The 14,128-nt window shown below is 60.6% G+C and carries 12 protein-coding genes; 7 read left to right on the top strand and 5 right to left on the bottom strand.

The features are described 5' to 3' along the window. Positions 1–77: 77 nt before the first annotated feature. Both MUN80_RS21920 and MUN80_RS21915 read left to right on the top strand, forming a co-directional pair. Complete coding sequence (locus MUN80_RS21920; RefSeq protein ID WP_244716358.1) at positions 78–1,169, top strand: PAS domain-containing sensor histidine kinase; 1,092 nt, start codon at positions 78–80, stop codon at positions 1,167–1,169. A 136-nt stretch (positions 1,170–1,305) separates the two neighbouring features. After that, positions 1,306–3,009, top strand: a complete 1,704-nt coding sequence (locus tag MUN80_RS21915; RefSeq protein WP_244716356.1) for a carboxylesterase/lipase family protein — start codon at positions 1,306–1,308, stop codon at positions 3,007–3,009. Between the two features lie 357 nt (positions 3,010–3,366). Here the strand turns inward: MUN80_RS21915 and MUN80_RS21910 are convergent, their stop codons facing one another. Beyond that, positions 3,367–4,086 (bottom strand): DUF92 domain-containing protein, encoded by a 720-nt coding sequence (locus tag MUN80_RS21910; protein WP_244716354.1) that lies wholly within the window; start codon positions 4,084–4,086, stop codon positions 3,367–3,369. A gap of 354 nt (positions 4,087–4,440) precedes the next feature. Between MUN80_RS21910 and MUN80_RS21905 the strand changes: the two genes are divergently transcribed. After that, positions 4,441–5,772: a Gfo/Idh/MocA family protein gene (locus tag MUN80_RS21905; protein ID WP_244716352.1), complete on the top strand. Its 1,332-nt coding sequence runs from the start codon at positions 4,441–4,443 to the stop codon at positions 5,770–5,772. A 90-nt stretch (positions 5,773–5,862) separates the two neighbouring features. On the opposite strand, the gene MUN80_RS21900 is transcribed toward MUN80_RS21905, so the two are convergent. Together MUN80_RS21900 and MUN80_RS21895 are read right to left on the bottom strand one after the other, a co-directional pair. Beyond that, the gene (locus MUN80_RS21900; protein WP_244716350.1) at positions 5,863–6,345 is read right to left on the bottom strand and encodes a hypothetical protein; all 483 of its coding nucleotides are present in this window, start codon (positions 6,343–6,345) and stop codon (positions 5,863–5,865) included. 68 nt (positions 6,346–6,413) lie between these two features. Further along, complete coding sequence (locus MUN80_RS21895; protein ID WP_244716348.1) at positions 6,414–7,115, bottom strand: peptidoglycan DD-metalloendopeptidase family protein; 702 nt, start codon at positions 7,113–7,115, stop codon at positions 6,414–6,416. A 181-nt stretch (positions 7,116–7,296) separates the two neighbouring features. On the opposite strand from MUN80_RS21895, the gene MUN80_RS21890 reads away from it, so the two are divergent. Both MUN80_RS21890 and MUN80_RS21885 read left to right on the top strand, forming a co-directional pair. Then, positions 7,297–8,385: a 2Fe-2S iron-sulfur cluster-binding protein gene (locus tag MUN80_RS21890; RefSeq protein WP_375373968.1), complete on the top strand. Its 1,089-nt coding sequence runs from the start codon at positions 7,297–7,299 to the stop codon at positions 8,383–8,385. 460 nt (positions 8,386–8,845) lie between these two features. After that, on the top strand, positions 8,846–10,522 hold the full coding sequence (locus tag MUN80_RS21885) for a M3 family oligoendopeptidase (RefSeq protein ID WP_244716344.1): 1,677 nt from the start codon (positions 8,846–8,848) through the stop codon (positions 10,520–10,522). A 229-nt stretch (positions 10,523–10,751) separates the two neighbouring features. Here MUN80_RS21885 and MUN80_RS21880 read toward each other — a convergent pair whose 3' ends face one another. After that, on the bottom strand, positions 10,752–11,345 hold the full coding sequence (locus tag MUN80_RS21880) for a hypothetical protein (RefSeq protein ID WP_244716342.1): 594 nt from the start codon (positions 11,343–11,345) through the stop codon (positions 10,752–10,754). A 300-nt stretch (positions 11,346–11,645) separates the two neighbouring features. On the opposite strand from MUN80_RS21880, the gene thiL reads away from it, so the two are divergent. Together thiL and MUN80_RS21870 are read left to right on the top strand one after the other, a co-directional pair. Further along, positions 11,646–12,674, top strand: coding sequence for a thiamine-phosphate kinase (gene thiL / locus MUN80_RS21875; RefSeq protein WP_244716340.1), 1,029 nt, complete (start codon positions 11,646–11,648; stop codon positions 12,672–12,674). Positions 12,675–12,683: 9 nt separating this feature from the next. Beyond that, the gene (locus MUN80_RS21870) at positions 12,684–13,076 is read left to right on the top strand and encodes a hypothetical protein (protein ID WP_244716338.1); all 393 of its coding nucleotides are present in this window, start codon (positions 12,684–12,686) and stop codon (positions 13,074–13,076) included. Positions 13,077–13,139: 63 nt separating this feature from the next. Here the strand turns inward: MUN80_RS21870 and MUN80_RS21865 are convergent, their stop codons facing one another. Beyond that, positions 13,140–14,078, bottom strand: coding sequence for a hypothetical protein (locus MUN80_RS21865; RefSeq protein WP_244716336.1), 939 nt, complete (start codon positions 14,076–14,078; stop codon positions 13,140–13,142). Positions 14,079–14,128: the final 50 nt, after the last annotated feature.

Raw genomic sequence — 14,128 nt, 5'->3', positions numbered from 1 at the left:
AGGCCGTAACTGCCGAGCTCAACAACCAAGCGGCTTCTGGCGTAGTGTAGACTTCAGGATTACTTCCGCCCCGCCCTATGACCGATTATCATGCCCTCTTTCGTCCGTTGCTGGAACTGGGGCGTACTGCCTACTTCGTGTATCACCCCGCTGAGCACCGCATCGTGTACGTGAGTGAGGCTGCCCAACTGATAACCGGCGACCCGGCCGAGCACGCCAACGACGACCTGCCGCACTTGCTCCGGCGCCTGCACCCCGACGACGAGCAGTACCTGACTCACCGCCTGGAACAAGCCGGGCTCGAAGAAGTGCTGGAAGGACTGGAAGTGCGATTGGCCCGCCCAGATGGGGGCACGCAGTGGCTGTCGGTCAACCTATGCCGCGTGCTGGGTCCCGACGACGGGCAGGAATACTTGGTCGGTAGTGCTGTGGACGTCACTGCTGCCAAGGAGAATACCATCAATATCCAGAAGTTCGGCACCAAGAAGAATGCCGTGCTGGAAATTCTGTCGCACGATTTGGCCGGGCCGCTCCTGATGCTGCAGCAGCTCACCGAGCAGCTTGAACTCGAAACCCAGGGCAACCTGTCGGCCCCCGCCCAGAAAATGCTGAGCCTCATGCAGCGCACCTGCCGCGACAGTGTCAACCTGATTCACGACTTCGTGGATGCCGAGTTTATGGAGTCGGCCAGCGTGGAGCTGAATCTGTCGCGCACCGATTTGGTAGTGTGGATGAAAACCCTGGTGGAAGAGTATCAGCGCACCGAAAGCCTGCTCCACCTGCACTTCACCCTGGAGGCCCCCGCCCATCCGGTGTATGCCAACGTGGACATCGATAAGTTTCATCAGGTTGTCAACAATCTGATTTCCAACTCGGTCAAATTTACTCCCGATGGTGGGCACATCACCGTGCGCGTCGAGGCCGAGAGTGACAAGGTCCGGGTAGTTGTGGCTGATACCGGCGTGGGTATTCCGGCCAAGTACCAGCCCGTGTTGTTCGATAAGTTCACCAAGGCCCGGCGCCCCGGGCTGCGCGGGGAGAAAACCACCGGCCTGGGCATGTCCGTCATTCAAACCATCGTGGAGCTGCACCGCGGCCTGATTACCTTTACCAGTACCGAAGGCGAAGGCACCACCTTCGTCGTCGATTTGCCGGCCGCTACTGTATAGGCCGCGGCTTCAGGCCTCTTTTCCTGGTACCGTCCTAAGGCAACCGCCTAGTCCTGACTCCACTTCAGCTTTGCGGAGGAAAGCCAGTGGCTGCCAACTGGTTAAATTACCCTTTGCTGATTCTTATTCACTGTTTATGAAGAAGATACTACGTACTGGAGTGGCTTGGCGCCCTGCTTACACGTGGCTCAAAGCCAGCACGAAGCTATTGACTGGGCTGCTGCTGCTTGGGTCGGCCGACCCGTCGGCAGCTTCAGCTCAGGCAAAAAAGGCCGTGAACCTGGCTTCAAGTCAAGTACAAGTGGCCGAGGGCTTGCTGGAAGGTAATGTCACGGCGGCGGGCATCCGGGAGTTTAAGGGCGTGCCGTTTGGGGCGCCGCCGGTAGGGGAGTTGCGCTGGAAAGAGCCCCAGCCAGTGCCGAAATGGACCGGCGTGCGGGCCGCTAAGCAGTTTGGGCCCCGGGCCATGCAGCTGCCCCTCTACGGCGACATGAACTTTCGCTCCAACGGGGTGAGTGAGGATTGCCTCTACCTGAACATCTGGACGCCGGCTAAAACGGCCGGGGAGCGGCATCCGGTACTGGTGTATTTCTACGGCGGCGGTTTTCAGGCCGGCGACGGTTCCGAGCTGCGCTACGACGGCGAAAGCATGGCCCGGCGCGGCATTGTGACCGTCACGGTGAATTACCGCCTGGGCGTATTCGGCTTTCTGGCCCACCCCGAGCTAAGCAAGGAGTCGGCCCACCACGCCTCCGGCAACTACGGCTTCATGGACCAGAGTGCGGCCCTGCGTTGGGTGCAGCAGAATATTGCCGCCTTTGGCGGCGACCCGCGGCAGGTAACCATCGGCGGCGAATCGGCCGGCTCCATGTCGGTGAGTGCCCAGATGGTGACGCCGCTGGCCAAAAATACCTTTGCCCGTGCCATCGGGGAGAGTGGCTCGATGCTGAACACCGGCTTTGGGCCCGTACCCTTGGCTGAAGGTGAGCAGGCCGGGGTGGCGTTTGCCACCAGCGTCGGGGCCACCTCCTTGGCAGCGCTGCGGGCGTTACCGGCTCAGCAGTTGCTCGAGGCGGCTGGTAAGCCCGGTGCAGCCCGGTTTGCCCCTACCATCGACGGCTACTTTTTCCTGCGCAAGCCTACCGAAACCTTTGCCGCCGGTGAGCAGGCCCGCGTACCGCTGCTGGTAGGCTGGAATTCCCAGGAAATGAGCCCCGGCTTTTTGCTGGATCCGCAGCCGCCCACGGCCGAAAACTTCCGGGCCGTGGTCCAGAAGCTCTACGGCAGCCGCGCCGACGAAGCCCTGAAACTATATCCAGCCGCTACCGATGCCCAAGCCGAGCAGTCGGCCACGGACCTGGCCGGCGACCGGTTTATTGCCTACAGCACCTGGAAATGGGCCGACGCGCATTTGCAAACCGGTGGGCAGCCCGTGTACCGCTACCTGTTTGCCCGCCCCCGGCCGGCCATGACGGCCGCCATGGGCAACGCCACCGCCGGTCTGGCGGGGGGCGTCATCAAAAACTCAGGCTCCGCGCCCAAGGCCCCACCAGCCAAGGGTGCCGTGCATTCGGCCGAAATTGAGTACGCCCTGGGCAACCTGGCTACTAACAAAGTCTACGACTGGACCCCGGACGACTATAAGGTGTCAGAAACCCTGCAGAGCTACTTTGTCAACTTTATCAAAACCGGTAACCCCAACGGTAAAGGCTTGGCCAACTGGCCTGTAGCCCAGGGCAATGGCCCCGTGCCAGTGCTGCGGGTAGACGTAACGACCAAAGCCGAAACCGAAACCCAACGGGCCCGCTACCTTTTCCTAGACCAGACGACCAGTAAGTAAGTCCGGGTTGCTACCGGTAATCGGCAGGGCCAGCCGCCGGTACTTTTTCCGGTGCGAGTGGGTACTCACCCCAGCTTTACTTGCACAAAGTGAGTATGCCCGGGGTACGTTTTTCGACTTTGGCGGTAGGGCATTGATGGTTCAGATGGAATTAACCCCGATTCACCTAGAATTTGCTATTACTCAGCGACAACACTCGTGGTGAAAAAGGCAGAATGCTGAACTTGCACCCGATAGTTTTTTCAAGGGTGAGTGAGGTTTTCCTCCGGGTGCTGCCTCTGCAAGGGCAGCACCTAGGCCTAGCAAGTAGCGGCTTTCGGCCCCATTTACTATCCTAACTTTTCCGGGGCGCTGGAGTTAAAACAGCCAGTGCAACAGGGCTGCCGTAAGGGCGCCCACGGCGGTATTCAGCGTATTCACGGCGTTGTTGTTCAGGTACGCCCGGCGCTCTACCGTAGCACCCAGCAGCGAATCGGCCAGGTTGCCTACTGCCCCGGCTACTACCACCCACAGCAAGCCTCGGTTCCAGCCCGTTCCCAAGCCATATACCACGGCAATCAGCAGGCTGCCGCCCAGGCCCAGCAAAGTGCCTTCCAGGCTCACGACGCCGTTTAGGCCGCGGGTATCGGGCCGCCAGGTCCAGGCATTGTAGTAACGCCGCCCGTATACATTTCCCAACTCCGAGGACAAGGTATCGGCGGTAGCAGCGGCAAAGCTGCCCGCCAGCATCAGTTGAAACACTATCTGGTGGGCGGGCCAAACCCAGGCCAGCAGGCCCGCCAACGCCGCCACGCCCGCATTGGCCAGCGCCTGGCCCGCCGTGCGCCGCCCCTTATTTTCCTCGGCCAGGCCCAGGCGCCGCTTCTCAGCTACTTTCCAGGCCGAAGCGCCTGTGCCCAGCACAAAAAACAGACCCAGCGCCCCGACGCCCCAAAACCCCGCGCCCAGAAAAATCAGCACGCCGAGCACTACGCCAGTTATGCCCGCCGATACGGTCAGCTTGCCCGCCCACACGCTCAGGGCCATACCGGGAAGCAGAATGGCCAGCAGCAGGGCCCATTGGAGCGCTAAAGTCATACGCGGAAATAGTCAGCGGTAGGGGTAAGGCCAACGAGGAAGCTGCGGGCCGCCGCGAAAGTACAGCTCCGTTTGGTTTTGCCCAGCGGGTCAATTAGCTGCCAGCCAAGGCGGGAAGTGCTGTCAGTGGTTGCGCGCTCCGGGTTTTGCCAGTAGCTCCGTTGCGGCTGACAACGTTGCCGGGAACGTTTGCGCAGATAAAAACGCGGTTTTGCTTCAAACTCAGGGGGAATCCTGCCAGCTTAAGAAGGTCAACCCGCCACCGGCTAAACGGCTGACTACCTGCGGCGCGGGTAGGTGAAAAGCTGCTGGGCTGACGCCCGTTTGCTCGTCCTTTCTAACCCTTCAATTCCCATGCATCGCAGAACCTTTATTCAAACTACCGGCACAGCCCTGGCCGGTACCTTGCTTACCGACAACGTGCTGGCCTCGGCCCTGGCTGGCCCCCGCAAACGCGTGGCTATGGTGGGCACCGGCCACCGCGGCCTGGGCATGTGGGGCACGTCGGTGCTCAAGGAGTTTGGTGACCAGATTGAATTCGTGGGGTTGTGCGACATCAACCCCGGCCGCTTGGCCACCGGCAAGAAAATGTTGGGCGTCAATTGCCCCACCTTCACCAACTTCGACCAGATGATGAAGCAGACCAAGCCCGAGCTGCTCATCGTAACCACTGTGGATTCTACCCACGACGAGTTCATTATCAAAGGCATGGAGTACGGGGCCAATATCGTCACGGAGAAGCCCATGACTACCGACGAGAAGAAGTGCCAGGCTATTCTGGATGCCGAGCGCCGCACCGGCAAAACCGTCATGGTGACCTTCAACTACCGCTACTCACCCCACCGCCAGAAAATCTATGAGCTGCTGCGTAGCGGCGTTATCGGTACCGTCACCTCGGCCGACTTTCACTGGTACCTCGATGTGTACCACGGGGCCGACTACTTCCGGCGCTGGCACCGCCGCCGCGAAAACAGCGGCTCCTTGCTCGTGCACAAGGCCTCCCACCATTTCGACTTGCTCAACTGGTGGCTCGACTCCGACCCGGAATCGGTATACGGCAACGGGCAGCTGAATTTCTACGGCAAAAACAACAGCTTCCGCCACACCCACTGCCGGCCCTGCCCACACAAGGATAAGTGCCAGTTTTACTGGGACATCACCAAGGATGAGCGCCTGACCAAACTCTACGTCGATAACGAAAAGTACGACGGTTACCACCGCGACGGCTGCGTATGGCGCGAAGACGTCGACATCTTCGACAAGATGGCCGTGCAAATCAAGTACGCCAACAACGTGCAGGTCAGCTACTCGCTTACCACGTACTCGCCCTACGAGGGCTACCGGATTTCCTTTAATGGTACCAAGGGCAAAATCGACGCCTGGATCAAGGAAAAGCAGCCCTGGGAAGCCGAGCGGTTCGATGAGATTCAGCTCACGACCAACTTCGGCAAGCGCGAGCTAATCCAGATTCCGAATACGGAGGAAGGCCACGGCGGCGGCGATGTGCGCCTGCGCAAGCAGATTTTCAGCCCCACCGGCCAGGATCCGTTCCGCCAGGCCGCCCGCAGCCGCGACGGTGCCCTGGCCGTGCTCGTCGGTATTGCCGCCCGCAAGAGCATCGACAGCGGGCAGCCCGTGCGCATTGCCGACCTGACCTCGCTCAAGCCCCAGGTGCAGCGGGCATAAAACGGTTAAAACCGCGCCGCCTGCTGGTCCAAAAGACGGGCAGGCGGCGCGGTTTTTTAGGCTGGCTGGTTGGCCGAAATAGGGTGGGCTTTATTGACTGCCGGTGGAGCTGGGTTGAAAGCTGCGAATGGTATGTAGAATGACAGCATCCATCGCCTCTTTCCGGGCTGCCGGGTATTGCCACACGAACGTGGTCAGGGTGCCAGCTCGCAACACCGTTTTCTCGTAGAAAATGTCCCGGCCCAGCCTCCCGGACAAGACGAAACCGGTAGTCAGCTTCTGGTCGAGTGCCAGAGTCGCCTTTTTCTCTTGCCAATGCCGCCGCGCCAGCTGCCGGTATTGCGCGAGGCCCCCATCCAGCACGTCATAGCCCGCGTAAGCCGCAAGGCTGGTCTGCCCATCGGCAGAGACGAAGCGCCGCCCGTCGCCGTTGTCGGCTTCGGGCTGGGGCTGTAGCGTAACCGGGTAGTCGATGCTGAAGCCAAAGCGGGCGTTGTGGTACGTTTTATAAGCCGGTGCATCGGCCATGAAGCGGCCTAGCACCAGGATAGCCGACAGAACAAGGTGAATCATGCGTGCAAGAGGCAAATTTAGGTCGGGCACCCGCCTAGCCTAGCGTTATTGATGGGATGCGCGGCGGGCTACTGCAATACCGACGCTTGCAGAATCAGGTTCGGGTCGGGGCAAAGCTGGGCCCACTGTTCCCGCTCCCCGGGCAATGCCACGCCGGGAAAGTCGCCTTCCCGGCCCAGCATATTGGCAATAACCTGGAAATGGAGGTGGGGCGGCCAGTCGCCGTTTTCAGGATGGGGGCCAACTTCGGCAAACTTCTCACCTTTTTCCAGCGTCATGCCGGCTCGTAGCAGGGCCACTTCGGCCCGACCTAGATGGCCGTAGAGCGTGTAGAACGTAGTGCCTTCAAGTTCATGCTGCAAAATGACGGTGGGCCCGTAATCGCCGAAGTTGTCGTTGTCGGCCACGCTGTGCACCACCGCTTCCAGCGGAGCCAGCACCGGTGTCCCGGCCCGCAGCCACACATCGACGCCCAGGTGCAGGGAGCGGGCAGGCACGGCCGGGTCGCCGAACAAGCCGGGGCTGCGGCGGTAGATAACACGGTTTTCGAGGTAGCCACCCACGCCAATCAAGGCGTTTTGCTCTTCCAGCAGCTGGGCCACTAACCTTTCGAAAGCCTCGGTGTCGCGCAGGTCGGCGGTGGCTAGGGTGGGGTTGGCTGCCGTAAAATCGAGACGGGCCACTTCCGGGGCGTTCAGGTCGACGGGCAGCACGGGGCCGAACTCGTGCTGGTGGCGTTCGAGCAGGGCGGCGAGGTCAAAACCAGACATAAGCAAAATCGTTAATTCAGAAAGAGGAGGTAGGACGGGCGCAAGCTAAACCCTTCGCGCATGCCGACCAAGCCGCCCCATTTACCGTACTTTGCACGCCCGTGGCCGAAAAGCCCCGGTTTATCCTGGTTTTTCCTCTCCAATCCCCGAAGCAGTACCCCCGATGAGCAGCCCGTACCTGATGCTTAACGTCGTGGAAATCACCCACGAGACCCCCGATGCCGCTACCATTCACCTCGAACGGCCCGACCGCCAGCCCGTGGCGTGTGAGCCCGGCCAGTTCCTGACTTTGATTCTGCCCTGCGGCCCCGGCGGTAAAAAAGAGCGCCGGGCCTACTCGCTCAGCAGCACGCCCTCGGAGGCTCCGCGCCTCTCGGTGACCGTAAAACGGGTAACCGGCGGCCTGGTCAGCAACTACCTGCTCGATACGGTGAAGGTGGGCCAGCAGCTCGAGGTAATGGCCCCGCTGGGCAACTTTACCCTGAAAACCAGTCCCCAGGCCGCCCGCAGCATCGTGCTGGTGGGGGCCGGCAGCGGCATCACCCCGCTCATGTCCATCCTCAAAGCCGTCGTGCGCGACGAGCCCCGGAGCCACGTACTGCTCGTGTACGGCAACCGAAACGAGGAATCGGTGATTTTCCGCCAGCAGCTCCAGCAACTCGAAGTCCAGGCCGGCGGCCGATTGCAAGTGGAGCACGTGTTCAGCCAGCCCACTAGCCCTACTTCGGGCCACCGCCACACCGGCCGCCTCAACCGCACCATGCTGCTGCGCATTCTCGAGCAGCGCCACCAGTTTCCGGCCCAGCAGGCCGAATACTACCTCTGTGGCCCCGAAGGCCTGATGACCGAAGCCCGCGCCGCCCTCGACTTGCTCGGCGTGCCCGCAGCCCGTATTCAGCGCGAGAGTTTCGTGGCTGCCGCCGAAACCATCGAAGCCGCGGCCGGCCAGCCCTCCGGACACGGCGACGTATCGGATGCGGCCGACGATAAAATCACGGCCCGCACCGTCACAATTCACTACGAGGGCGCCGAGTACGAAATCGAGGTAAAGCCCAGCCAGACTATTCTGGAAGCCGCCCTCGACCAGGACATCGACCTGCCCTACAGCTGCCAAGCCGGCCTCTGCACCGCCTGCCGCGGTAAGTGCCTCTCGGGCAAAGTGCATCTGGATGAGCGCGAAGGCCTGTCGGATTCGGAAATGAAGCAGGGGTACGTGCTAATCTGCGTCGGCCACCCCGTCACCGACGACGTGGTCATCGAAGTCGATTAGGCTAAGTAGTACTGGTCATCCCAAACTTTGTGAAGGACCTTATCACGCGAGAACTAAGTCGTTCAGCGGTGGTAAGGTCCTTCACTGCGTGTGTGCCAAATAAAAAATGACCCATAGGGTAGCATCGGCCGGCTGCCGAATACTTCGGTCAGCTCAACAGGGCGTTGTATTCCGGGCTTGGGTAGCGTCCTAACATTTCTTGAACGGCCCGGTTAAACTTTACCGCATTTTGTGGTCGAAACAAGTCAACGACTTGCCCGAACCTACCGTAGAAACAAGGTTGCGCACCGGGCCGGGAATTCAGACGCTGATTTTTCGGGCCAGCTGCCCTGGCTAAAGCTGTTTAAAGTTTAGCTTACATTCGTTTCGTCTACCGACGTATCTTGCTATTCATGATGAATACCGCCCCGAACCAGCCCTCGCTTCGGCCACTGATACGCAGCGCCCGCCGCGTCAGTATTTGCCCGAGTCTTTCTCCGTAACCGACTGGGAATCACTTGAGCCGTATTTTTTAGAACTACGCGACCGGCCGATTAGCTCGGCCCCGGAGCTGGAGCGCTGGCTGCTCGACCGCAGCGAGCTGGAAAGCGTACTGAGCGAAGACCTCGCCTGGCGCTACATCCGCATGACCTGCGACACCCAAGACCAGGAGCGGGCCGACTCGTTTCAGTACTTTGTCAGCGAGATTGAGCCTAACGTGGCGCCCTACGACCACGCTCTCAACGAGAAAATGATAAGCTCGGAGTTTCTCGACGGCCTCGACCCGCAGCGCTACCGCATTTTTGTGCGCTCGGTGCGGCAGGCCCTGGAAATCTACCGGCCCGAAAATATTCCGCTCAAAACCGAAATCAGCACCAAGCAGCAGCAGTATGCCGCCACCGTGGGTGCGATGACCGTCACGCTCGATGGGGAAGAAATGACCTTGCCCCGGGCCTCCGACCGGCTCAAGAACCCCGACCGGGCCGTGCGCGAAGACGCCTACCGGGCCGTGCAGCAGCGCCGCCTTCAGGATTCTAAACCCCTGGACAAGCTCTTTACGGAGCTTGTAACGCTACGCCACCGCATGGCTCGCAACGCGGACTTTGCCAACTTCCGCGACTATATGTTTGCCGCCCTGGGCCGCTTCGACTATACCGCCGAGGACTGCTTTGCCTTCCACCGCGCTATTCGCGAAACTGTGGTGCCCCTGATTGACGACCTCGATTTGGAGCGGCGGCAGGATCTGGGTCTGCCCGAGCTGCGCCCCTGGGACCTCGACGTAGACGTGACCGGCAAAGCCCCGCTGCGCCCCTTCGAAACCGGTGCCGAGCTGCTCGATAAGACCATCACCGTTTTCGAGCGCCTCGACCCCTACTTGGGCGACTGCCTGAAAACCATGCGCCAGATGGGCCACCTCGATTTGGAGTCGCGCAAGGGCAAGGCGCCGGGCGGCTACAACTACCCGCTGGACGAAACCGGTGTGCCCTTTATCTTTATGAATGCCACGTCCTCGTTGCGCGACGTCATTACGATGCTGCACGAGGGCGGCCACGCAGTCCATTCCTTTTTGACCCGCTCCCTGCCGCTGTCGGCTGACAAGCACCCGCCGTCCGAGGTAGCTGAGCTGGCGTCGATGAGCATGGAACTGATTTCGATGGACCAGTGGGACTTGTTCTTCCCCGATGCCGACGAGCTGCGCCGGGCCAAGCAAACCCACCTGGAAAGCGTACTGGAAACCTTCCCCTGGGTGGCCACCATCGACAAGTTCCAGCACTGGGTGTACGAACATCCCGAGCACACCGAGGCCGAGCGCCACGCCCAGTGGACCAAGACGTTCGATGAGTTCAACCAGCGCACCGTGAGCTGGAAGGGCCTGGAAAACTACAAGCCCTACCTGTGGCAGAAGCAGCTGCACCTCTACGAAGTGCCGTTCTACTACATTGAGTATGCCATGGCTCAGCTCGGGGCCATTGCCGTGTGGCGCAACTTCCGCCAAAACCCGCAGCAAGGCCTCGAAGCTTACAAGCGCGCTCTGGCCTTGGGCTACACCGCGCCCATCGGCGAAATCTACGCCGCCGCCGGTATCCGCTTCGACTTCAGCACCGAATACCTGCGCACCCTGGCCGACTTTGTACGCGAGGAAATGGCTAAGCTGTAGAGTTAGAGCGACTTTTTTACGGCTGTCATCCTAAGCGGAATGACGCGGAATGAGGAACCTTCCTTCTTTCAGGCACAAGGTTGAGTAAACGTAAAAAGCCCTTTACCACCAGCGTGGTAAAGGGCTTTTTACGTTGGCAGGAGCTGTAATGGGCTAGACGAGGAAAGTCCTTCACTCCGCGTCACGCCGCTTAGGATGACAGATCTAAAAACTAACAACCAATAATTAACTACTCTTTCAGCTCAAACAGCGGCAGGGGTTGCAGCTTGCTGTACTTGCCGCCGAGCTTGCCCAGGGCCTCCTGGTGCAGCTGCAGGTAGTTGTTGAACTGCTTGGCGGCCCGGTCGTAGTTGACGCGGTAGCCGACCACCTGCCCGTCGGCGGTTTGGATGTCGTTGGTGAGTTGCTGCACAGTGGTATCGGGTTGGCCGGCGGCGGGCTGGGCGAAGTTATAGAGGGCGTGCAGCACCGAGTCCTGCGCGGTATCGTAGGCATCAATTTGCGCGGAAACGCTCATGGTTTGCTGGTCGTAGCGGCGGCTGCGGAGCCGGTCGTTGGCCCGGGCCAGAGCCTTAAGCTGGGCCTTATCGGCGCCGGGCTGCTTTTCCAGGGCTTGCAGTACCTGGCCAGTGGCCTTCATCTTGGCATCGTCGCTGGCTGTCATGCGGCTCCAGCGGGCCTGCACCGAGTCCTGGAGCACGTCGAGCTGGGCCTTGGCCGCGGCGGGCGAAGTAGGGTCCACGGTTTTGTTGGAACGGTCGGTTTTGCAGGAGTTCAGGTTGCTCAGCAGCACGAGCAACGCCATGGGGAGATAGAGTTTCATAGCGGCAAAAACGTTAAAATCCGCCAAAATATTCCGTGGGTGGCGAAATAGAATCTGGAGTCTGCCGTGAGCTGGTTTGCAGACTTGCTTTACCTTTTTGGCTTCTTGTAAAAAGGTAAAGCAAAGTGATGCTGCTTTTGCTCTGCTTTTTCGGCATCGTCAAAATCGTAGTGCAAAGTCGGCAAAACTTCGGGGGGCAGATTAGGTTGCTACTGCCAAAAGCGGGTTCTCGGCGCGGCCCGTGGCAAATCCGTACCAGGAGCAGCATTCTATCCATTCGCCGCCGTACTTTTGCCCGCTATGAGTGACATCACCCCCCTGGAAAACCTTGGAGAATTTGGCCTGATTCGCCGGATTCAGGAAACCGTGACCCTGCGCCAGCCCAGCACCAGCCTCGGCATCGGCGACGACGCGGCCATTCTGGCCCCCGAAGCCGGCCACGACCTCGTGGTCAGCACCGATCTGCTGGTCGAAGGCGTGCATTTTGACTTAACGTTCTGCCCGCTCAAGCACGTGGGCTACAAGGCCGTGGCCGTCAACGTGTCGGACATTGCCGCCATGAACGCTACGCCCACCCAAATTGTGGTGGGGCTGGCCATCGGCAGCCGCTACTCGGTAGAGGCCATTGATGAGCTCTACGAAGGCATGCGCCTGGCCTGCGAGGCGTATAACGTGGACTTGGTGGGCGGCGACACCACCGCCAGCCGCGGCGGCTTAACCATCAGTATCACCGCCATGGGGCAGGTAGCCCACGGCCAAGCCGTGCGCCGCAGCGGGGCCCAGCCCAACGACCTGATTTGCGTAACCGGCGACCTGGGCGGAGCGTTTCTGGGCCTACAGGTGCTGGAGCGCGAAAAAGCCGCCTGGACCGCCGACCCCGACATGCAGCCCGAGTTGAGCAGATACCCTTACGTGTTGCAGCGGCAGTTGCGCCCCGAGGCTCGCATGGACGTGGTACACGAACTGCGCGACCTGGGCGTGGTGCCCACCAGTATGATTGACGTATCGGACGGGCTGGCCTCGGAAGTGCTGCACCTATGTAAAGCCTCGGGCACCGGGGCGCGGGTGTTTTCCGAAAATCTGCCCGCCGCCAATCCTATGCTGGAAGTGGCCGACGAGTTCCAGCTCGACCCCATCATGTGCATGCTCAACGGCGGCGAGGACTATGAACTGCTCTTCACCATTTCGCTCAAGGACCACGACAAAATCAAGAACCATCCCGACATCACCATCCTCGGGCACATGACCGAAGCCAGTGACGGGGTAAACCTGGTCACCAAGCAGGGCCAGCCGATTCCGTTGCGCGCCCAGGGCTGGCAGCATTTCTAAGCCTGATGCGTGAAGACGTTCGGGTTAGTGCTGGCCCTGCTGTTTTTTCTGGGCTTGAGTATCAGTGGCGCCGAAGAAGTCGAATACGTTGAGCAGCTACTGAAAAACGGGCAGACACTTCAGGTCCCGGTTGCCAAGCTGGAGTCCGGTCGTAAGCGGCGCGCGGTTGGATTCTTGCTGAACGGCAACCTGAAGTTCCTGCCAGTTTCCGGAGCCGAGTACACTAGTATTACTCCGGGCGACACTATGTTGGTTGTGTATGACCCCCGTACGGGCCATATCATGTGGCCTGAGGAGGTTACCATTACTAAGCTGCGGCAGAAGCGCCAGCAAAAATCAGCTTCTCTGCTTGTAGTGGCCGTTTGCGCCGGGTGGCTGTTGTGGCGGATAAAGCCCGCGTAACTCTCCTGCCACCTAAACCCGCTCCCGAAAAAGGCCACCCGTGCAGGGTGGCCTTTTTTCGTTTTAACGGCTTAAGCCCAGCGAGTCGCGCCAGCGCAGGTCGGCGTTGCTGTGGGTGCGCCAGTAGTCGAGCAGGATGGTTTTGCGGCGGGTGGCCCGGGTCGTCAGGCGCACGGGTTGGGTGGTGCCGGCCCGGTCGGGGTAGGTTTCTTCCCAACCCAGGATGGTGTGCGGGAAGGCTGGGGTGAAGTAAATAACCAGCGTGCGGTCCAGCGGGGCGGGGTAGGTGATGGTATAGGCCCGGGCCGGAACCGAGCCAAACCGGCCGGCCGGTGCGTCGGTCAGGCTAAGCGTGGCGGCGGTGGGGCGTAAGGGCTGGTGTTGCAGGCGGCAGTAGATGGTGCTCGGAATCAGCTGCTGCTTGCCCACCGGCAAGGCCACCGGGTGCAGGCGAATCTGGTTCCAGAGGCCGTCTTCCAGCAGGGCCGGACCCAGCTTGCTTTCCACGTCGCCCTCCGATTCAAAGTAGGACTTCTGCGACAAAGCGTAACCCGAGCCGCGTTGGTTGAGCTGGGTAAAAGCGTTGCCGCACCATTCCTGTACTGAGGTGCTTACCTTGACGGTACTCAGCTTCGGGTCAAGCGGGGTGAAAGCCGAGGTGAGGATAGAGTAGGGGTAGATGCCGGTCAGGAACTTCTCGCTCAGATTCAGCTTGAGCACCGGCAGGGCGTCCTTAGGCGTGGCTGAGGGGTTGTCCAGCTTCACCTGCTTGGCCCGCGACAAATCTTCCGTGACAAACACCAGCACGGCCTCACCTGGGCGCATTTCGCCGTAGCGGGCCTGCTCCAGGGTGTAGCTGGTTAGCTCGGCCTTGCCTTGCTGCCAGTACCGGCTAAACTCCGGAGTGGGCGAGAAGCGGCTGGTTTCTTCGGCGGTGGAAGGCGCCGAGGAACAGCTTAAGAGCAACACGGGTAGAACAGCGGGCAGGTGGGCGAGGCGCATGAGCAGGAAGGGGAAAGGCGCGTGGAAGGTGGTGAATAACAGCGGAAAGT

Origin of the sequence: Hymenobacter cellulosivorans, assembly GCF_022919135.1 — a bacterium.
Lineage (GTDB): Bacteria > Bacteroidota > Bacteroidia > Cytophagales > Hymenobacteraceae > Hymenobacter > Hymenobacter cellulosivorans.
The sequence above is the reverse complement of the archived record's forward strand: the minus strand, read 5'-3'. Positions and strand labels throughout refer to the sequence as shown.